We start from the raw sequence: 18,116 nt of genomic DNA on the forward strand, positions 1-18,116 counted from the left end.
CCCCTGTGTGCGGTCCGCGGGGCCCACCGCCCCGATGACCGCAATGTTGCCGGTCACAGGGGTGCTTGCGGATCACCGTCAAGAGGGGTCTTTACCGGTACGACAACTCGCCGGCGCGGGGGAGGCGACACGCCGCCCCCTCACTTTCCAGAGGGAGTACCCGCGGCGATCAGACCCGTCTCGTACGCGCAGATCACCGCCTGGATCCGGTCCCGCAGCCCCAGCTTCGCCAGCACGTTGCCCACGTGCGACTTCACCGTGTGCTCGCTGACCGTCAGAGCGACCGCGATCTCCGCGTTCGACGACCCCCGTCCCAAGTGCAGCAACGTCTCCCGCTCCCGGACCGTCAGCACCTCCAGCCGGCGCGCCGACAGCTCCCGCGCCGCCGCGGGCGGCCCGGCCGTGGCCGCCGTGTACTCCTCGATCAGCCGCCGTGTCACCGAAGGCGCCAACAGGGACTCGCCCTCCGCCACCACCCGTACCGCGTGCACCAGGTCGTCCCGCCGCACGTCCTTCAGCAGGAACCCGCTCGCCCCCGCGTGCAGCGCCTCGTACACGTACTCGTCCGAGTCGAAGGTCGTCAGCATCACCGTCCGACAGCCGCCGCCCGCCGCGATCCTCCGGCAGGCCTCGATCCCGTCCAGCACCGGCATCCGCACGTCCAGCAGCGCCACGTCCGGAGCCAGCCGGGCCACGGCCTCCACCGCCGCCGCCCCGTCCCCGACCTCCGCCACGACCTCGATGTCCTCCTGGGCGTCCAGGATCATCGCGAACCCGCTGCGCACCAGTTCCTGGTCGTCGGCCACCACCACACGGATCGTCAACTCCCCACCTCCAGCGGCGAGGTTACAAGGACCACCCGCAACGCGTAGCCGACCCCGCCCGGCCCCGGGCCGGTCAGCGCCGTCCCGTTGTGCGCCGCCGCCCGCTCGCGGATCCCGATCAGCCCGTGTCCGCCCGACGCCGGCCCCCGCCCCGACGCCGGCCCCCGCCCCGGCGCGGGCCCCCGCCCGTCGTCCGTCACTGTCACCGTGAGCGCGTCCGGCCCGTACTCCAGACGTACCGCCACCCGCGAGGCTCCCGCGTGCCGCACCATGTTCGTCAACGCCTCCTGCACCACCCGGTGCACCGTCGCCTCCAACGCGGCCGGCAGTTCGCGCACCTCGCCCGCCCGCGCGTACGACACGCGCGTCCCGCTCGCCCGCACCCGGTCCAGGAGCGCCGGCACCCCCGCGATCCCGGGCTGCGGCGTCCGGGGGGCCGGCTCCTCGTCCGTGCGCAGCACCCCCAGCATCGTGCGCAACTGCGCCATCGCGTCCCGACCCGTCTCCGCGATCGCCTCGAAGGCGGCCTCGGCCCGCGCGGGGGCCCGGCGCACCGCCACCGGACCGGCCTCGGCCTGCACGATCATGATGCTGACGGCGTGCGAGAGGACGTCGTGCATCTCCCGCGCGATGCGGGCCCGCTCCCGCGCCGCCGCCTGCTCGGCCTCGAACCGGTTCGCCCGCTCCAGTTGCGCCGCCCGCGCCTCGACGGCCTCGGTGTAGGCCTGCCGGGTGTGTTGGAGCCGGCCCAGGGCGTAGGCCGCGCCCGAGACGAAGAGGACGAAGAGCAGCTCCCGCGGTGTCCCGGTGTCCCATGCCACCGACAGGGCGACCACCCCCGACGCGGCGATGCCCACCCCGACGCGGATCCGGGCGGGGCACGACAGGGCGACGGTGTAGAAGGCGATGAGCCCCGCGTACGGAAGGGGCTGCCCCGGACCCTCGAAGGCCACCTGGTAAGCCCCGCCCGCGGCGAGCACCGCGGCCAGGGTCAGCACCGGGGCCCGGCGCCGCCAGACGAGCGGGAGCACGGCGAGGGTGGTCATCCCGTACGAGGCCCAGGTGGCGGCGGGCAGGTCGGCGGGCCGGGGCACGACGAACGGCATGGTGACGGCAAGCTGCACCAGCAGGGTCAGCCCGAGGTCCCGCCACCGCGGGTCCGCCCCGCGGACGCGCCCGGCCAGGGCGCGTATCACCGTCCGGCCTCGGCCCGCACCGCCACCAGCGTGTCGACGCGGTTGGTGGTCACGGCGTCCGCCCCCGCGGCGATCATCGCCCGCATCGAGCGCTTGGTGTCCGCGGTCCAGGCCGACACCAGCAGCCCCTCGTCGTGCAGGGCGTCCGTCAACTCGCGGGTGACCAGCCCGAAGCGGTAGTTGAGCCAGCGCGGCCCCAGCGCGTCGACGAGCACCCGGCGCGGCGGGTTCAGCGTGGTCCAGGTCAGCGCGATCTCGGCGCCCGGGTCGGCGGCGCGGACCGCGAGCATGGCGCTCGGCCCGGCGCAGTAGTACGTGCGCTCGCGGGCCCCGCACTCCCGCACGAGGCCGACGACGGCGCGCGCGGACTCGGTCGTCGCCCCCGGCAGGTCGAGCATCAGCCGACCGGCCCCGGCCTCCGCCAGCGCCTGCCGCAGGGTCGGGACACCGCCCTCCGTCAGCTCCTTGAGCTGCGCGGCGGTGACCTCGTCCAGGCGCACGTCGTAGCCCCACAGGCGCCGGAGGTCCTCGTCGTGGAGCAGGACCGGCACTCCGTCGCGGGTCAACCGGACGTCGACCTCCACCGCGTCCGCCCCGAGGGCGAAGGCGGAGCGGACGGAGGCGAGGGTGTTCTCACGGACTCGGTAGGCGTCGCCGCGGTGGCCGACGACGGTAAGGGTGCTCATGCCCCCATTCTCGGGGGACGAGGTCACCGACGGGTGATCAGCGCGCCAACCAGCCCTCGGTGTAGGCGTCGATCTCGGCGGTGAGCGCCGCCTTGCCGGCCGGGTCCAGGAAGGAGGCCTCGACCGCGTTCTTGGCCAGCTGCGCGAGCCCGCGCTCGTCGAGGTCGAGGAGGCGGGCGGCGACCGCGTACTCGTTGTTGAGGTCCGAGCCGAACATCGGCGGGTCGTCGCTGTTGATGGTGACGAGCACGCCGGCCGCCACCATCTCCTTGACGGGGTGCTCGTCGAGGTTCGCGACCGCGCGGGTGGCCAGGTTGGAGGTCGGGCAGACCTCCAGCGCGATGCGGTGCTCGGCGAGGTAGGCCAGGAGCTCAGGATCCCGGGTGGAGCTGGTGCCGTGGCCGATGCGCTCGGCGCCCAGCTCCCGGATGGCGTCCCAGACCGTCTCCGGGCCGGTCGTCTCGCCGGCGTGCGGCACGCTGTGCAGGCCGGCGGCGCGGGCCGCGTCGAAGTAGGGCTTGAACTGGGGGCGCGGGACACCGATCTCGGGGCCGCCCAGACCGAAGGAGACCAGGCCCGCCGGACGCAGGTCCACGGCGAGGCGGGCGGTCTCGGCGGCGGCTTCCAGGCCGGCCTCGCCGGGGATGTCGAAGCACCAGCGCAGGATCACGCCGAGTTCGGACTCGGCGGCCAGGCGGGCGTCCTCGATGGCGGCCATGAAGGCCTTCTCCTCGATGCCCCGGCGGGTGGAGGAGTAGGGGGTGATGGTGAGTTCGGCGTAGCGGATGTTCTGCCGCGCCATGTCGCGGGCCACTTCGTAGGTGAGGGTGCGCACGTCGTCGGGGGTGCGGACCAGGTCGACGACCGAGAGGTAGACGTCGATGAAGTGCGCGAAGTCGGTGAAGGTGAAGTAGTCGGCCAGCGCCTCGGGGTCGGTGGGGACCTTCGAGTCGGGGTGGCGGGAGGCGAGTTCGGCCACGATGCGGGGGGAGGCGGAGCCGACGTGGTGGACGTGCAGTTCGGCCTTGGGCAGCCCCGCGATGAAGGGGTGCAGGTCGGGCATGGATTGCCTCCGGTGGGACACGGGTGCGGTCAGGTCGGCTTCATCGTAGGCAGAGCCCGGAGCCTGTCGGTGGCACCGCTTAGCATGGCCGTACGAGAGGGGGGCGCCGTATGACCGACCAGAGCCCCGAGCCGAGGGACCCGTGGGCGCCGCCCGAGCAGCCGGCGGTGGACCTGGGCAAGACCGGACCCGCCCCGGCCGCGCCCGGCACGTGGGGGCCGCCGGGCGCCGCGCCCGCGCACGAGCAGCAGACGGTCACGGGCCTCCCGGCCGCGCAGCCCGCCCCGGGCCCCGCTCCCGCCGCCCCGCCGTACGGGCCGCCCCCGATACCGGCGCCCGCGCCCGGCCCGGCGGGAACCCCCGCCTACGGCTACCCCGCGCAGCCCGATCCGGCCGGGTACGGGTACCCGGGCGGTCCCGGGGTACCGCCCGGGTTCCAGACCGGAGGCCATCCCGGCTTCGTGGGGTACCCGGGCTATCCGGGCTACCCCGGCCACCCGGCGTCCCCGTACCCCGCCCGCAACGGCTTCGGGATCACCGCCCTCGTGCTCGGCATCATCTCGGTGGTCGGCTGCGTCCTGATGGTCGGCTCCGTCGCCCTCGGCATCGCGGCGATCGTCTTCGGCGCCCTGGGCCAACGCCGGGTCAACCGCGGCGAGGCGACGAACGGTGGCATGGCCGTGGCCGGCATGATCGTCGGCTCGGTCGGACTGATGCTGGGCGCCGTCACGACGCTGCTCGTGTTCTACGGCTCCTCGCTCGACGACACCCACGACGACGACGGCCCGCCCTCGATCTCCCGGGTCGACGACCAGCCCCGCGAAAGGGTCTGACCCGGCGCTCACCCACGACCCGGAACCGGGCGCCGCGCCGGCCCGCCCAGCCCGGCGAGGGCCGGGCCCGGGCCCGGCCCGACGGATCGGATCAGGCGGGGACGGCCGACAAGAGGGTCGCCACCATGTACGACCCGTCCACCGCGTCGCGCGCCACCGGCACCCAGACGAGCCCCACCATCCGCGGACAGTCGCACTCCAACTCCGGGTCCACCCCGAGCCGCGGCTCCCCGGGCGCGACCTCCACCCGGAAGCAGGAGGTCCACCCCGAGGGATAGGGCGCCTCGTAGGCGAAGCGCACCTCCAGGGCCCGCAGCCCGGTCTCCTCGGCGACCTCCCGCCGCACCGCGGCCTCCAGGTCCTCCCCGGGCTCCACCCCTCCGCCCGGCAGGGTCCAGTACGAGGCCCCGTCGTGGAGCCCGGAGGGGCCCCTGCCGCGCTCGCGGACCATCAGGACCCGCCCCTCGCGCACGATGACGGCCGCCACGCGCCGGCGCCGCTCCCGGGGCCGCGACCCGGAGTCGTCCGGACCTCCGGCGCCCTCCCCGCCCCCGGGGCTCACGCGGTCTGCTCGCGCAGCCGCTCGCGGGCCTCCATCAGGGCGAAGCCCAACAGGTTCAGCCCTTGCCAGCGCGCCGGGTCCAGGGCGCGCTCGTCGTCGGCGGCGAGGCCTATGCCCCAGATCCGGTCCAGGGGGCTCGCCTCGACCAGCACCCGCGAGCCCGTACCGAGCAGGTAGGACCGCAGGGCCGGATCCGAGCCGAACTTGTGCACGCTGCCCTCCACGACCAGCGCGAACCGCTCCCGCTCCCACACCTCGTCCCGGAAGCCGCGCACGAGCCGCCCGGCCCGCTTCGCCTGCGCCGGACTCGGCGCCTCCAGGGCCGCGCGCTCGGCCTCCGGGTCCCCGAACAGTCGTGCCTTGCCGGCCATCATCCAGTGCTCGGCCGTCGCGTAGCGGTCGTCACCCACAGTGAACGCGGACGGCCACCACTGGCTCATGCAGCTCGGTCCGAGCGTCCCGTCGGCCTTCGGCCGGTGCCCCCAGAAGGGCAGGTACTTCACCCGTTCACCACGGTTGACCTGCCCGATCAACGCCTCGATCAGCTCCATGCACGCGAGTCTGGCAGCCACCACTGACACTTCGTACGGGATTTCGTGCGAGCCTCGACACATGGTCGACCGATTCCGTCGCGTAATCAAAAGGCAACAACGGAATCCCTTGGCTGGGGCCTATGCCTCTGCCAGGATCGGCACTCAATTCGAGCTGTAGCTACGGAGAGCGTGAGAGCGTGATGGGTAACCGCTTCCAGGTCAAGGACCGCTTCGCAGACGGCGCGCAGTACATCGACGGCCGGCTTCGGTCCGGTACCTCGGGACGGTCGCACACCGTCGTCGATCCCGCCACCGGACAGGAGGTGCTCACCTACGAACTGGCGAGCACCGCGGACGTGGACGAAGCCGTCGCCGCCGCCCGACGGGCCTTCCCGGCCTGGTCGGCGGCCACCCCCGGCGAGCGTTCCGACGCCCTGCACCGGCTGGCGGCCGTACTGGCCGAGCAGGCGGAGGACTTCGCGTACGCCGAGTCCCTGCAGTGCGGCAAGCCGCTCAAGCTGTCCACCGAGTTCGACGTACCGGGGACCATCGACAACACCGCCTTCTTCGCGGGCGCGGCCCGCCACCTCCAGGGCCAGGCCGCCGGCGAGTACTCGGGGGACCACACCTCGTACGTACGCCGCGAGGCCATCGGCGTCGTCGGCTCCATCGCCCCCTGGAACTATCCGCTCCAGATGGCCGCCTGGAAGATCCTCCCGGCCATCGCCGCGGGCAACACGATCGTCCTCAAGCCCGCCGAGCTGACCCCGCTGACCTCCCTGATGTTCGCCCAGGCGGCCAAGGAGGCGGGCCTGCCCGACGGCGTGGTCAACATCGTCACCGGCGCCGGCCGCGACGCGGGCGAGCACCTGGTCGGCCACCCGGACGTGGTCATGACCTCCTTCACTGGTTCCACCGCCGTCGGCAAGCGGGTCGCGGAGATCGCCACCGCCACCGTCAAGCGGCTCCACCTGGAACTGGGCGGCAAGGCCCCCTTCGTGGTCTTCGACGACGCCGACCTGGAGGCCGCCGCCCACGGCGCGGTCGCCGCCTCGCTGATCAACACCGGCCAGGACTGCACGGCGGCCACCCGCGCCTACGTCCAGCGCCCCCTGCACGACGCCTTCGTCGCCCGGGTCGCCGAGCTGATGGACACCGTCCGCCTGGGCGACCCCTTCGCGCCCGGCACCGACCTCGGCCCGCTGGTCTCGCACGCCCAGCGCGACCGGGTCGCCGCCTTCGTCGAGCGCGCCCGCGCGTACGCCACGGTGGTCACCGGCGGCGAGATCCCCGGCGGCGAGTTGGAGGCGGGCGCCTACTACCGGCCGACCCTGATCTCCGGCGCCGCCCAGGACAGCGAGGTCGTCCAGTCGGAGATCTTCGGCCCGGTCCTGGTCGTGCTGCCCTTCGACTCCGACGACGAGGGCCTGGCGCTGGCCAACGACACCCCCTACGGGCTCGCCGCCTCCGCCTGGACCCGCGACCTCTACCGCGCCCACCGCGCCACCCGCGAGCTCAAGGCGGGCTGCGTCTGGGTCAACGACCACATTCCGATCATCAGCGAGATGCCCCACGGCGGCTACAAGGCGAGCGGCTTCGGAAAGGACATGAGCTCCTACTCCTTCGAGGAGTACACGCAGGTCAAGCACGTGATGTTCGACAACACGGCGGTAGCCGCGAAGGACTGGCACCGCACGATCTTCGGGGACCGATAGAACAGTCCGCTCGACCGGCGGCACACCCATCCCGAAAGGGCAACGCGCATGGAGCAGTTCGAGCCCGACCACCTCTCGGCGGCGCAACTCGCCGCGATGCGGCGCAGCCTCACCAGCGGGCGCGGCGCCCTCACCCGCCGCTCGCTGCTGCGGGCCTCCGGAGTCGGGGCGCTCACCCTGGGCGGCCTCTCCGCCCTCACCGCCTGTGGCATCCCGCCCGCCAAGCGCGAGGGTGGGCAGGCGGAGGCGTCCGACGACCACTCGGACCGGGAGAAGGAGATCAACTTCTCCAACTGGACCGAGTACATGGACACCAGCGACGACGAGAAGTCCCGTCCGACGCTGGAGGAGTTCACCAAACGGACCGGGATCAAGGTCAAGTACACCGAGGACATCAACGACAACGTCGAGTTCTTCGGGAAGATACGTCCGCAGCTCGCGGCCGGCCAGGACACCGGCCGCGACCTGTTCGTCGTCACCGACTGGCTCGCCGCCCGCATCATCCGCCTCGGCTGGGCCCAGAAGCTGGACCCCGCCCGCCTCCCGCACGCCTACGCGAACCTCTCCCCGCAGTTCCGCACCCCCGACTGGGACCCGGGGCGCGCCCACAGCTACCCCTGGACCGGCATCTCCACCGTCATCGCCTACAACTCCAAGGCCACCGGCGGCAGGAAGGTCGACTCCGTCACCCAGCTGTTGGACGACCCCACCCTCAAGGGCCGGGTCGGCTTCCTCACCGAGATGCGCGACAGCGTCGGCATGACCCTCCTCGACCAGGGCAAGGACCCGGCGAACTTCACCGACGCGGACTACGACGGAGCCGTCGGCCGCCTCCAGAAGGGCGTCGACACCAAGCAGATCCGCCGCTTCACCGGCAACGACTACACCGCCGACCTCGACAAGGGGGACCTGGCGGCCTGCCTCGCCTGGGCGGGCGACGTGATCCAGCTCCAGGCCGGCAACCCGGACATCAAGTACGCGATCCCGGCGGCCGGTTACATCACCTCCAGCGACAACCTCCTGGTCCCCGTCCAGGCGCGCCACAAGGCCAACGCCGAGAAGCTCATCGACTACTACTACGAACTCCCCGTCGCCGCGCAGCTGGCCGCCTTCATCAGCTACGTCTGCCCCGTCGAGGGGGTCAAGGACGAGCTGGCCAAGATCGACCCCGCCCTCGCGGAGAACACCCTGATCGTCCCGGACAAGGCGATGACGGCCAAGTCCCACGCCTTCCGCTCCCTCACCAGCGAGGAAGAGACGGCGTACGAGGAGAAGTTCGCCAAGCTCATCGGAGCCTGACGCCCTCCCCGCGTCGCACGGCGCCCGGTCCCGCACCCGCGCCCCGTTCCCCCTTCCGACGACACACCACCGAAGGCCCAGGCCCATGACTGACAAGACCGCGAGCGGCGACGTCCGGCTCGCCGGGATCAGCAAGCACTACGGCTCCTTCACCGCCGTGCACCCGCTGGACCTCACCATTCCCCAAGGTTCCTTCTTCGCCCTGCTCGGCGCCTCGGGCTGCGGGAAGACCACCACCCTGCGCATGATCGCCGGGTTGGAGGAGCCCTCCACCGGCACGGTCAGCCTGGGCGAGCGCGAGGTGACCCACCTGCCGCCGTACAAGCGCCCGGTCAACACCGTCTTCCAGAGCTACGCCCTGTTCCCGCACCTCGACATCTACGAGAACGTCGCCTTCGGACTGCGCCGTCGCGGCGTCAAGTCCGTCAAGAAGCAGGTCGACGACATGCTGGAGCTGGTCCAGCTCGGGCAGTTCGCCCGGCGCAAGCCCCACCAGCTCTCCGGCGGCCAGCAGCAGCGCGTCGCCGTGGGCCGCGCCCTGATCAACCACCCGCAGGTGCTGCTCCTCGACGAGCCGCTCGGCGCCCTGGACCTCAAGCTGCGCCGGCAGATGCAGCTGGAGCTCAAGCGGATCCAGACCGAGGTCGGCATCACCTTCGTGCACGTCACCCACGACCAGGAGGAGGCCATGACCATGGCCGACACGGTCGCCGTGATGAACGGCGGTCGCGTCGAGCAACTGGGCGCCCCCGCCGAGCTGTACGAGAACCCGGGGACCACCTTCGTCGCCAACTTCCTCGGCACCTCCAACCTCATCGAGGCGCAGGTCGTGGAGGCCACCGGCGCGGAGGTCACCGTCAGCTCCGCGGGGACGCGGCTCAGGCTGCCGGCCCAGCGATGTTCGACCACACCCCGTGCGGGCGGGAAGCTGCTGGTCGGCGTGCGCCCCGAGAAGATCTCCCTGGTCCACGTCGAAGAGGAGCACACGATCGCGGCCGGCCGGAACAAGATCGCGGGCCGGATAGCCGACTCCTCCTTCATCGGAGTCTCCACCCAGTACGTCATCGACAGCCCGGTCTGCCCGGAGCTGGAGGTGTACGCGCAGAACATCGAGCGCGACGCCCGCCTCGTGCCCGGCGCCGAGGTCGTACTCCACTGGAACCCGGACCACACCTTCGGCCTCGACGCCGCCCAGGACATCGACGCGGGGATCGAGACGGTCGAGGAGGGCGCGTGAGCGCCACCGCGGCGCCGACCGGGGCGCCCGCCGCCGTCGCCCCCGCCGAACCGCCGGTGCACAAGCCGTCCCTGCGCAAGCGCCTGATCCCGTACTGGCTGCTGCTCCCCGGCATCCTGTGGCTGCTCGTCTTCTTCGTGCTGCCGATGGTCTACCAGGCCTCCACCTCGGTGCAGACCGGCTCCCTCGAAGAGGGATTCAAGGTCACCTGGCACTTCCAGACCTACTGGGACGCCTTCACCGACTACTACCCCCAGTTCCTGCGCTCCCTGCTCTACGCGGGTACCGCCACCGCGCTCTGCCTGTTGCTCGGGTACCCGTTGGCGTACCTGATCGCCTTCAAGGCGGGCCGTTGGCGCAACCTCGTGCTGGTCCTCGTCATCGCCCCGTTCTTCACCAGCTTCCTGATCCGCACCCTGGCCTGGAAGACGATCCTGGCCGACGGCGGCCCGGTGGTCGGCGCCCTCGACGCGGTCGGCTTCCTCGACGTCACCAGCTGGCTCGGGATGACCGAGGGGAACCGCGTCCTCGCCACACCGCTCGCGGTGGTGTGCGGTCTGACGTACAACTTCCTCCCCTTCATGGTCCTGCCGCTCTACACCTCGCTGGAGCGCATCGACACCCGCCTCCACGAGGCGGCCGGCGACCTGTACGCCCGCCCCGCCACGGTGTTCCGCAAGGTGACCTTCCCGCTCTCGATGCCGGGCGTGGTCTCCGGGACCCTGCTCACCTTCATCCCGGCGAGCGGCGACTACGTCAACGCCGAACTGCTCGGCTCGACGGACACCCGGATGATCGGAAACGTCATCCAGTCGCAGTACCTGCGGATCCTCGACTACCCGACGGCGGCCGCGCTGTCGTTCATCCTCATGGCCATCGTGCTGATCATGGTCACCATCTACATCCGCCGAGCGGGGACGGAGGACCTGGTCTGATGAACAAGCCCCTTGCCTGGCTTCGCCGCAACTTCGTCGTCATCGCGGGACTGGGCACGCTCGCGTACCTGATCCTGCCGAACGTCGTCGTGACGGTCTTCTCCTTCAACAACCCCACCGGCCGGTTCAACTACGCCTGGCAGGAGTTCTCCCTCGACGCGTGGAAGGACCCCTGCGGGGTCGCCGACCTGTGCGGCTCCCTCTCGCTCTCCCTCCAGATCGCCCTGTGGGCCACCATCGGAGCGACCGTGCTGGGCACGGCCATAGCCTTCGCGATGGTCCGCTACCGGTTCCGGGGGCGCGGCGCGGTCAACTCGTTGATCTTCCTGCCGATGGCCATGCCCGAGATCGTCATGGCCGCCTCCCTGCTCGCGCTGTTCCTGAACATGGGCATCCAGCTCGGCTTCTGGACCATCCTCATCGCGCACGTCATGTTCTGCCTCAGCTTCGTCGTCGCCGCCGTCAAGGCGCGGGTCCTGTCGATGGACCCGAGGCTGGAGGAGGCCGCCCGCGACCTGTACGCCGGACCGGTGCAGACCTTCGTGCGGGTCACCCTGCCGATCGCGGCCCCGGGCATCGCGGCGGGCGCGCTGCTCTCCTTCGCGCTCTCCTTCGACGACTTCATCATCACCAACTTCAACTCGGGCAACACCGTCACCTTCCCCATGTTCGTGTGGGGCTCGGCCCAGCGCGGGACGCCCGTGCAGATCAACGTCATCGGCACGGCGATGTTCGTCATCGCGGTGCTGGTGGTCCTCGCCGGCCAGTGGGTCGGCAACCGCCGCAAGAAGGCACAACCGAAGTAATCAGTTCAGTTCCGTAGGGAGTTGGAAGACATGGCCCCAGTCGCCATGCGTAGTGTCGCGAAATCCCTTTCCGAAGCGAAGCCGGTCTCGTACTGGCTGGACGACCCCGGCAAGCCCGCCGCGCAGCCCGCGCTCACCGGGGACGAGCGCTGCGACCTGCTGGTCGTCGGCGGCGGGTACAGCGGCCTGTGGACCGCGCTCCTGGCCAAGGAGCGCGACCCCGCACGGGACGTCGTCCTGATCGAGGGCAAGGAGGCGGGCTGGGCCGCCTCCGGCCGCAACGGCGGCTTCTGCGCGGCCTCCCTCACCCACGGCCTCTCCAACGGGCTGTCCCGCTGGCCCGACGAGCTGGAGAAGCTGGAGGAGATGGGCGCCCGCAACCTCGACGCCATCGAGGCGGCCGTCGAGCGCTACGGCATCGACTGCGACTTCGAGCGCACCGGCGAGATCGACGTGGCCACCGAACCCCACCAGGTCGAGGAGCTGCGCGAACTCCACGAGGAGGCGCTCCGCCTCGGCCTGGCCGACGGCTCCGAATGGCTGGACGGCGAGGCCCTGCGCGCCGAGGTGGACTCCCCGACCTTCCTCGCGGGCCTGTGGGACCGGGGCGGCGTCGCCATGCTGAACCCGGCCAGGCTGGCCTGGGGCCTCAAGCGGGCCTGCCTGGAGCTGGGTGTACGGATCTACGAGAACACCCCCGGCCTGAAGATGGCCCCGTCCGGGCCCGGGATGGCGGTACGGACCCCGTACGGGGTGATCCGCGCCCGTCGGGTCGCGCTCGGCACCAACATCTTCCCGTCGCTGGTCAAGCGGATCCGCCCGTTCACCGTCCCGGTGTACGACTACGCGCTGATGACCGAGCCGCTCGACGAGGAGCAGCTCGCCGCCATCGGCTGGAAGAACCGGCAGGGGCTCGGCGACAGCGCCAACCAGTTCCACTACTTCCGCATCACCAAGGACCACCGGATCCTGTGGGGCGGCTACGACGCCATCTACCCCTACCGGGGCCGGCTCGACGCGGAGTACGACCACCGCCCCGAGACCTACCTCAAGCTCGCCGAGCACTTCTTCACCGCCTTCCCGCAGCTGGAGGGCCTGAACTTCACCCACGCCTGGGGCGGGGCCATCGACACTTGCTCGCGCTTCTCGGCCTTCTTCGGCACCGCGCACGCCGGCAAGGTCGCCTACGCCGCCGGCTACACCGGCCTCGGCGTGGGCGCGACCCGCTTCGGCGCGGACGTGATGCTGGACCTGCTCGACGGGGTCGAGACCGAGCGCACGCGCCTGGAGATGGTGCGCTCCAAGCCGTTGCCCTTCCCGCCCGAGCCCTTCGCCTGGACCGGGATCACCCTCACCAAGTGGTCGCTGGCCCGCGCCGACGCACGCGGCGGACACCGCAACATCTGGCTGCGGACGTTGGACCGCCTCGGGCTCGGCTTCGACAGCTGAGGAGCCCCGGCGGCCGGGTGCGCCCGGCGCACGCCCGTGATCACCGCGTGACCCGATTCACTACCATGGAGTAACGAAACCCGCGTCATAACCGCGCCCGGCCCCGCTCTCTCCCGGTGAGGACTCCTCACCGCACACGAGACGAACGGAGGCCGGGCGATGACGTACCCGGGCAGTAAAACGGCAGTGGAATGGCTGGTGTCGGTGGCGCCGGACCCGGAGGCCTGCCGGTGGGAGTGGGAGCGCAATCCCCTCGGGGTCACCCTGTTGCCCGCCGGCCGGAGTTGGGACGTGCTGATCCTGCCGGGCGGGCTGGGGCACGCCACCCTCGAGGTACTGCATCTGCTCCTGGACCGGCCGGGGCCGGTGCTCGCCGACTTCGGCGACTCCCGGCTGGGCTTCTTCGTCCCGGCGGGCACCGCGTCCCGGTGGATCGGCACGGGCGTACGGGGAGCCGGGCGCGGCAGCTGGATCGTGGTCCCGTACCCCGGCCGGGCGACGGGCGGGGTGCGCTGGCTGGTCACCCCGGACGGTCTGGGCACGCTCACCGACCCGGTCGTGTTGGAGCTCGCGATGCACGAGGCGGCGGCGCACGTGGTGGCGCAGGAGGGTCGGAAGCCTTGACAAGAGCATTGGTCTGGACCATCTTTGGCGCCGCTGACCCCCTCCATCCCCCCATGCCCCGGAGGCAGTTGTGCGCAGAGCCTGGTCCATCCTTACCGCCGCCGCCCTGGCGACGGCCGGCTTCCTCGCCGCCGGACCGCCCGCCGCGGCGGCCGACGCCGACCTCGTACGCAACGGCGGCTTCGAGGCCGGCCTCACCGGCTGGAGCTGCTCCGCCGGCAGCGGAGCCGTCGTCACCACCCCCGTCCACGGCGGGACGTCCGCCCTCAAGGCCACCCCGGCCGGCCAGGACAACGGCCGCTGCTCCCAGGCCGTCACCGTCAAGCCCGACTCGACGTACACCCTCACCGCCTGGGTGCAGGGCGCGTACGTCTACCTCGGCGCGACCGGCACCGGCACCACCGACGTGTCCACCTGGGCCCAAACCCCCGGCGCCTGGAAGCAGCTCACCACGAGCTTCCGCACCGGCGCCGCCACCACCTCCGTCACCGTCTACACCAACGGCTGGTACGGACAGCCCGCCCACCTCACCGACGACGTCAGCCTCGTCGGCCCCGACCCCGGCGGCTCGGTCCAACTGCCCGCCGCCCCCACCGGCCTGACCGCGGCCACCCCCACCTCCACCTCCGTCCCGCTGAGCTGGCAGCCCGGCGCGGGCGCCACCGGCTACCGCGTCTACCGGGGCGACACCCTGGTCGCCTCGGTCACCGGGACCTCGACCACCGTGACCGGACTGACCCCCGCCACCACCTACGGCTTCCAGGTCAGCGCCACCAACGCCGCGGGGGAGTCCCCGAAGTCGGCCGTCGTCACAGCCACCACCGGGCCCACCGACCCCGGAGGCCCGGGGGACGGGGGCGGCCAACTGCCCCCGCACGCCCTCGTCGGCTACCTCCACAGCAGCTTCGCCAACGGCTCCGGCTACCTCCGGATGGCCGACGTCCCCGCCTCCTGGGACGTCATCAACCTCGCCTTCGGCGAACCCACCTCGGTGACCTCGGGCGACATCCGCTTCCAGCTCTGCCCGGTCTCCGAATGCCCCGGCGTGGAGACCCCGGCCGAGTTCAAGGCGGCCATCAAGGCCAAGCAGGCGGCCGGCAAGAAGGTGCTGATCTCCATCGGCGGCCAGAACGGCCAGGTCCAACTCGCCACCACCGCCGCCCGCGACACGTTCGTCAGCTCCGTCAGTAAGATCATCGACGAGTACGGGCTCAACGGCCTCGACATCGACTTCGAGGGCCACTCCCTCTCCCTGGCCACCGGCGACACCGACTTCCGCGCCCCCACCACCCCGGTCATCGTCAACCTGATCTCCGCCGTGAAGACCCTCAAGGCCAAGTACGGCGCGGGCTTCGTCCTGACCATGGCCCCCGAGACGTTCTTCGTCCAGCTCGGCTACCAGTACTACGGCTCCGGCCCCTGGGGCGGCCAGGACCCGCGCGCGGGCGCGTACCTCCCGGTCATCCACGCCCTGCGCGACGACCTCACCCTGATCCACGTCCAGGACTACAACTCCGGCTCCATCATGGGCCTGGACAACCAGTACCACTCCATGGGCGGCGCCGACTTCCACATCGCCATGACCGACATGCTGCTCACCGGCTTCCCCGTCGCGGGCAACACCTCGCGGGTCTTCCCGCCGCTGCGCCCGGAGCAGGTGGCCATCGGCCTGCCCGCCACCACCAACGCGGGCAACGGCCACACCGCGCCCGCCGAGGTGAACAAGGCCCTGGACTGCCTGACGAAGAAGCAGAACTGCGGCACCTACCAGACCCACGGCACCTGGCCCGCCCTGCGCGGCCTGATGACCTGGTCGATCAACTGGGACCGCTTCGGCGGCTGGGAGTTCAGCCGGAACTTCGACGGCTACTTCGGCGGCTGATTGACCACCGCCCGCCGCACGCGGGCCGCCGCCTCCCGGCCGCGGCCCGCGTGCGGCGGGCACCGGGTCGGCGCGCGAGGTCACCGGGGTCGCCGACGCGGCCCTCCTACGGTCCGGCAGGGCGACGGTGACCGGTGGCCCGGCCGACGGCGAGCAGCAGGGGGGCGCACAGCAGGAGGCTGGCCAGGACGTCCAGGGGCCAGTGGAAGCCGCGCAGGACCAGGCCGCTCGCGGTGAGGGTGGTGAGGGCGGCCGCGAGCCACAGAGGCCAGGGGCGGCGGGCGTACGGGCGTACCAGCAGCGCCGCGGCCGTGTAGGCCACCAGGGCCGTCGCGGTGTGGCCCGAGGGGTAGTAGCCGGCGGCCCAGGGTTCCAGGGGGCCCGGGCGGCCCGTCCACTCCTTGAGGGGGACGATCAGCGCGGGCACGAGGGCCAGGGCCGCCCCTGCCGCGAGGGCGGCGCGCCACCGGCCGCGTCGGGCCGCGTACGCCATGGCCACGGCGAGGACGGGCACGGCGATCGGGATGTTGCCCAGGTCCGCGAGGCGCTCGGTGACGGAGTCCGGGACCGTGCGCACCAGGATCCGGCTAAGGGCGTGATCGGGCGTCAACAGCGGGCCGGACGCCAGGACCTGCCAGGTGATCAGCGCGAAGAGGCCCCAGCAGAGGGAGGCGACGCCCACGAGGCGGGAGAGAGTGGCCGGCCGTCCCGGAACAGGGGGGGTGGTTCCGGGACGGCCGCCCGGATCGGGTTGCCGTGCGCCCCGGGGGGTTTGGGGCGAACGGCCGTCCGATCGGAGAAGAGTGTGCGCGAACGCATGCCCAGTGCGGCGCTGGGGAAGCCCGGTACCGGAATCGCTCACGGTTTCCCGGGAGCGGTCTGTTTCACTCATCTGCAGAAACCGTACGCCAACGGGCGGGGGGCCGACAGCGGGAACGCGCTCCCGCCATCGGCCCCCCACAGCTTCTTCACAGCGCCCGACCGTTACCGCTGGTAGCGATCGAGCGTGCCGCGAGCACCTGTTCCCGTCGTTCGAACCGGACGTCGGTCCGGAGTCGTTTCGAACGTCGCTCCGTACGTCGACTCGTGGGCCCGAGCCGGGCGTCGAGCCGGGGTCGGCTCAGAGGGCCGCGAAGGCGGCCTCGATGACGTCCAGGCCCTCGTTGAGGAGGTCCTCGCCGATGACGATCGGGGGGAGGAAGCGGAGCACGTTGCCGTAGGTGCCACAGGTGAGGACGAGGACGCCCTCGGCGTGGCAGGCCTTGGCGAGCGCGCCGGCCGCCTCCGGGAAGGGGGTCTTGGAGACCGGGTCCTTCACGAGCTCGATCGCGATCATGGCGCCGCGGCCGCGGATGTCGCCGATGATGTCGTACTTCTCCTGCATGGCCGTCAGGCGGGTCTTCATGACGGACTCGATCTTCTTCGCCGCGGCGTTGAGGTCGAGCTCCTTCATGGTCTCGATGGAACCGAGCGCACCGGCGCAGGCCACCGGGTTGCCGCCGTAGGTGCCGCCCAGGCCGCCGCCGTGGACCGCGTCCATCATCTCGGCGCGGCCGGTCACCGCGGCGAGGGGGAGGCCGCCGGCGATGCCCTTGGCGGTGGTGATCAGGTCCGGGACGATGCCCTCGTCCTCACACGCGAACCACTGGCCGGTGCGGCAGAAGCCGGACTGGATCTCGTCGGCGACGAAGACGATGCCGTTGTCGTTGGCGAACTTCACGAGGGCCGGCAGGAAGCCCTTGGCCGGCTCGATGAAGCCGCCCTCGCCGAGCACCGGCTCGATGATGATCGCGGCGACGTTGTCGGCGCCGATCTGCTTGCTGATCTGGTCGATCGCCTGCGCGGCGGCCTCGGGGCCACAGTTCTCGGCGCCGGTGGGCCAGCGGTAGCCGTAGGCGACCGGGACGCGGTAGACCTCGGGGGCGAACGGACCGAAGCCCTGCTTGTACGGCATGTTCTTCGAGGTCAGCGCCATCGTCAGGTTCGTACGGCCGTGGTAGCCGTGGTCGAAGACGACGACCGCCTGGCGCTTGGTGTACGAACGGGCGATCTTGACGGCGTTCTCGACGGCCTCGGCGCCCGAGTTGAACAGGGCCGACTTCTTGGCGTGGTCGCCAGGGGTCAGCTCCGCGAGGGCCTCGCACACCTCGACGTAGCCCTCGTAGGGGGTGACCATGAAGCAGGTGTGCGTGAAGTCGGCGAGCTGCGCGGAGGCGCGGCGCACGACGGCCTCGGCGGAGGCGCCGACCGAGGTCACGGCGATGCCGGAGCCGAAGTCGATCAGGCGGTTGCCGTCGACGTCCTCGATGATGCCGCCGCCCGCGCGGGCCGTGAAGACGGGGAGCACGGAGCCCACGCCGCCGGCCACCACACCGAGGCGGCGGGCCTGCAGCTCCTGCGACTTGGGGCCGGGGATCGCGGTGACGATGCGGCGCTCCTGCGGGACAGAGGTCATAGGGGGCTCCTGGGGGG

The 18,116-nt window shown here is 71.8% G+C and carries 17 protein-coding genes; 9 read left to right on the forward strand and 8 right to left on the reverse strand.

Annotated features, from left to right (window positions below):
- Nucleotides 1-140 precede the first annotated feature (140 nt).
- The 4 genes from ACIOD1_RS28185 to ACIOD1_RS28200 all read right to left on the reverse strand — a co-directional run bounded on the left by ACIOD1_RS28185 (nucleotide 141) and on the right by ACIOD1_RS28200 (nucleotide 3,769).
- Entirely contained in the window at nucleotides 141-824 is a 684-nt protein-coding gene (locus ACIOD1_RS28185; protein ID WP_401905367.1) for a response regulator, read from the reverse strand.
- The gene (locus ACIOD1_RS28190; RefSeq protein ID WP_401905445.1) at nucleotides 821-1,930 is read right to left on the reverse strand and encodes a sensor histidine kinase; all 1,110 of its coding nucleotides are present in this window, start codon (nucleotides 1,928-1,930) and stop codon (nucleotides 821-823) included. Before ACIOD1_RS28190 ends, ACIOD1_RS28185 begins: the two co-directional genes overlap by 4 nt.
- An 86-nt stretch (nucleotides 1,931-2,016) precedes the next feature.
- Entirely contained in the window at nucleotides 2,017-2,706 is a 690-nt protein-coding gene (locus ACIOD1_RS28195) for a glycerophosphodiester phosphodiesterase (protein ID WP_365623100.1), read from the reverse strand.
- A gap of 37 nt (nucleotides 2,707-2,743) precedes the next feature.
- Nucleotides 2,744-3,769, reverse strand: a complete 1,026-nt coding sequence (locus ACIOD1_RS28200) for an adenosine deaminase (protein ID WP_365623099.1) — start codon at nucleotides 3,767-3,769, stop codon at nucleotides 2,744-2,746.
- Between the two features lie 110 nt (nucleotides 3,770-3,879).
- On the opposite strand from ACIOD1_RS28200, the gene ACIOD1_RS28205 reads away from it, so the two are divergent.
- Nucleotides 3,880-4,602, forward strand: a complete 723-nt coding sequence (locus tag ACIOD1_RS28205) for a DUF4190 domain-containing protein (RefSeq protein ID WP_365623097.1) — start codon at nucleotides 3,880-3,882, stop codon at nucleotides 4,600-4,602.
- A gap of 91 nt (nucleotides 4,603-4,693) precedes the next feature.
- Here the strand turns inward: ACIOD1_RS28205 and ACIOD1_RS28210 are convergent, their stop codons facing one another.
- Together ACIOD1_RS28210 and ACIOD1_RS28215 are read right to left on the reverse strand one after the other, a co-directional pair.
- Nucleotides 4,694-5,089: an NUDIX hydrolase gene (locus ACIOD1_RS28210; RefSeq protein WP_401905372.1), complete on the reverse strand. Its 396-nt coding sequence runs from the start codon at nucleotides 5,087-5,089 to the stop codon at nucleotides 4,694-4,696.
- A 71-nt stretch (nucleotides 5,090-5,160) separates the two neighbouring features.
- Entirely contained in the window at nucleotides 5,161-5,715 is a 555-nt protein-coding gene (locus ACIOD1_RS28215) for an NADAR family protein (RefSeq protein WP_365623093.1), read from the reverse strand.
- A gap of 182 nt (nucleotides 5,716-5,897) precedes the next feature.
- Between ACIOD1_RS28215 and ACIOD1_RS28220 the strand changes: the two genes are divergently transcribed.
- From ACIOD1_RS28220 to ACIOD1_RS28255, 8 genes are all read left to right on the forward strand, one after another.
- Nucleotides 5,898-7,412, forward strand: coding sequence for a gamma-aminobutyraldehyde dehydrogenase (locus ACIOD1_RS28220; protein WP_365623248.1), 1,515 nt, complete (start codon nucleotides 5,898-5,900; stop codon nucleotides 7,410-7,412).
- A 48-nt stretch (nucleotides 7,413-7,460) separates the two neighbouring features.
- Nucleotides 7,461-8,711, forward strand: a complete 1,251-nt coding sequence (locus tag ACIOD1_RS28225) for a spermidine/putrescine ABC transporter substrate-binding protein (RefSeq protein WP_401905375.1) — start codon at nucleotides 7,461-7,463, stop codon at nucleotides 8,709-8,711.
- A gap of 85 nt (nucleotides 8,712-8,796) precedes the next feature.
- Nucleotides 8,797-9,948, forward strand: a complete 1,152-nt coding sequence (locus ACIOD1_RS28230) for an ABC transporter ATP-binding protein (RefSeq protein ID WP_365623089.1) — start codon at nucleotides 8,797-8,799, stop codon at nucleotides 9,946-9,948.
- Nucleotides 9,945-10,883 carry an ABC transporter permease gene (locus ACIOD1_RS28235; protein WP_365623087.1) on the forward strand — a complete coding sequence of 313 codons (939 nt, stop codon included), beginning with the start codon at nucleotides 9,945-9,947 and terminating at the stop codon, nucleotides 10,881-10,883. The genes ACIOD1_RS28230 and ACIOD1_RS28235 overlap by 4 nt, the downstream gene beginning before the upstream one ends.
- Nucleotides 10,883-11,689 carry an ABC transporter permease gene (locus ACIOD1_RS28240; RefSeq protein WP_365623085.1) on the forward strand — a complete coding sequence of 269 codons (807 nt, stop codon included), beginning with the start codon at nucleotides 10,883-10,885 and terminating at the stop codon, nucleotides 11,687-11,689. Before ACIOD1_RS28235 ends, ACIOD1_RS28240 begins: the two co-directional genes overlap by 1 nt.
- Nucleotides 11,690-11,719: 30 nt before the next feature.
- Complete coding sequence (locus ACIOD1_RS28245; protein WP_401905379.1) at nucleotides 11,720-13,138, forward strand: NAD(P)/FAD-dependent oxidoreductase; 1,419 nt, start codon at nucleotides 11,720-11,722, stop codon at nucleotides 13,136-13,138.
- A 159-nt stretch (nucleotides 13,139-13,297) separates the two neighbouring features.
- A complete protein-coding gene (locus ACIOD1_RS28250) occupies nucleotides 13,298-13,762 on the forward strand; it encodes a hypothetical protein (RefSeq protein ID WP_365623081.1) in 465 nt (154 codons plus the stop codon).
- A 70-nt stretch (nucleotides 13,763-13,832) separates the two neighbouring features.
- A complete protein-coding gene (locus tag ACIOD1_RS28255; protein WP_401905382.1) occupies nucleotides 13,833-15,644 on the forward strand; it encodes a chitinase in 1,812 nt (603 codons plus the stop codon).
- A 106-nt stretch (nucleotides 15,645-15,750) separates the two neighbouring features.
- Here the strand turns inward: ACIOD1_RS28255 and ACIOD1_RS28260 are convergent, their stop codons facing one another.
- Nucleotides 15,751-16,326, reverse strand: coding sequence for a phosphatase PAP2 family protein (locus tag ACIOD1_RS28260; protein ID WP_401905384.1), 576 nt, complete (start codon nucleotides 16,324-16,326; stop codon nucleotides 15,751-15,753).
- A 438-nt stretch (nucleotides 16,327-16,764) separates the two neighbouring features.
- Complete coding sequence (gabT, locus tag ACIOD1_RS28265) at nucleotides 16,765-18,099, reverse strand: 4-aminobutyrate--2-oxoglutarate transaminase (RefSeq protein ID WP_401905387.1); 1,335 nt, start codon at nucleotides 18,097-18,099, stop codon at nucleotides 16,765-16,767.
- Nucleotides 18,100-18,116 lie beyond the last annotated feature (17 nt).

Source organism: Streptomyces sp. NPDC088097 (genome assembly GCF_044741845.1).
In the GTDB taxonomy this organism is placed as follows: Bacteria; Actinomycetota; Actinomycetes; order Streptomycetales; family Streptomycetaceae; genus Streptomyces.

Bases quoted from the DNA above. Each gene is read 5' to 3' on its own strand.
- ACIOD1_RS28190 (WP_401905445.1), bottom strand. From the start codon at position 1,930: ATGCCGTTCGTCGTGCCCCGGCCCGCCGACCTGCCCGCCGCCACCTGG.
- ACIOD1_RS28195 (WP_365623100.1), bottom strand. From the start codon at position 2,706: ATGAGCACCCTTACCGTCGTCGGCCACCGCGGCGACGCCTACCGAGTC.
- ACIOD1_RS28200 (WP_365623099.1), bottom strand. From the start codon at position 3,769: ATGCCCGACCTGCACCCCTTCATCGCGGGGCTGCCCAAGGCCGAACTG.
- ACIOD1_RS28205 (WP_365623097.1), top strand. From the start codon at position 3,880: ATGACCGACCAGAGCCCCGAGCCGAGGGACCCGTGGGCGCCGCCCGAG.
- ACIOD1_RS28215 (WP_365623093.1), bottom strand. From the start codon at position 5,715: ATGGAGCTGATCGAGGCGTTGATCGGGCAGGTCAACCGTGGTGAACGG.
- ACIOD1_RS28220 (WP_365623248.1), top strand. From the start codon at position 5,898: ATGGGTAACCGCTTCCAGGTCAAGGACCGCTTCGCAGACGGCGCGCAG.
- ACIOD1_RS28225 (WP_401905375.1), top strand. From the start codon at position 7,461: ATGGAGCAGTTCGAGCCCGACCACCTCTCGGCGGCGCAACTCGCCGCG.
- ACIOD1_RS28230 (WP_365623089.1), top strand. From the start codon at position 8,797: ATGACTGACAAGACCGCGAGCGGCGACGTCCGGCTCGCCGGGATCAGC.
- ACIOD1_RS28240 (WP_365623085.1), top strand. From the start codon at position 10,883: ATGAACAAGCCCCTTGCCTGGCTTCGCCGCAACTTCGTCGTCATCGCG.
- ACIOD1_RS28245 (WP_401905379.1), top strand. From the start codon at position 11,720: ATGGCCCCAGTCGCCATGCGTAGTGTCGCGAAATCCCTTTCCGAAGCG.
- ACIOD1_RS28250 (WP_365623081.1), top strand. From the start codon at position 13,298: ATGACGTACCCGGGCAGTAAAACGGCAGTGGAATGGCTGGTGTCGGTG.
- gabT (WP_401905387.1), bottom strand. From the start codon at position 18,099: ATGACCTCTGTCCCGCAGGAGCGCCGCATCGTCACCGCGATCCCCGGC.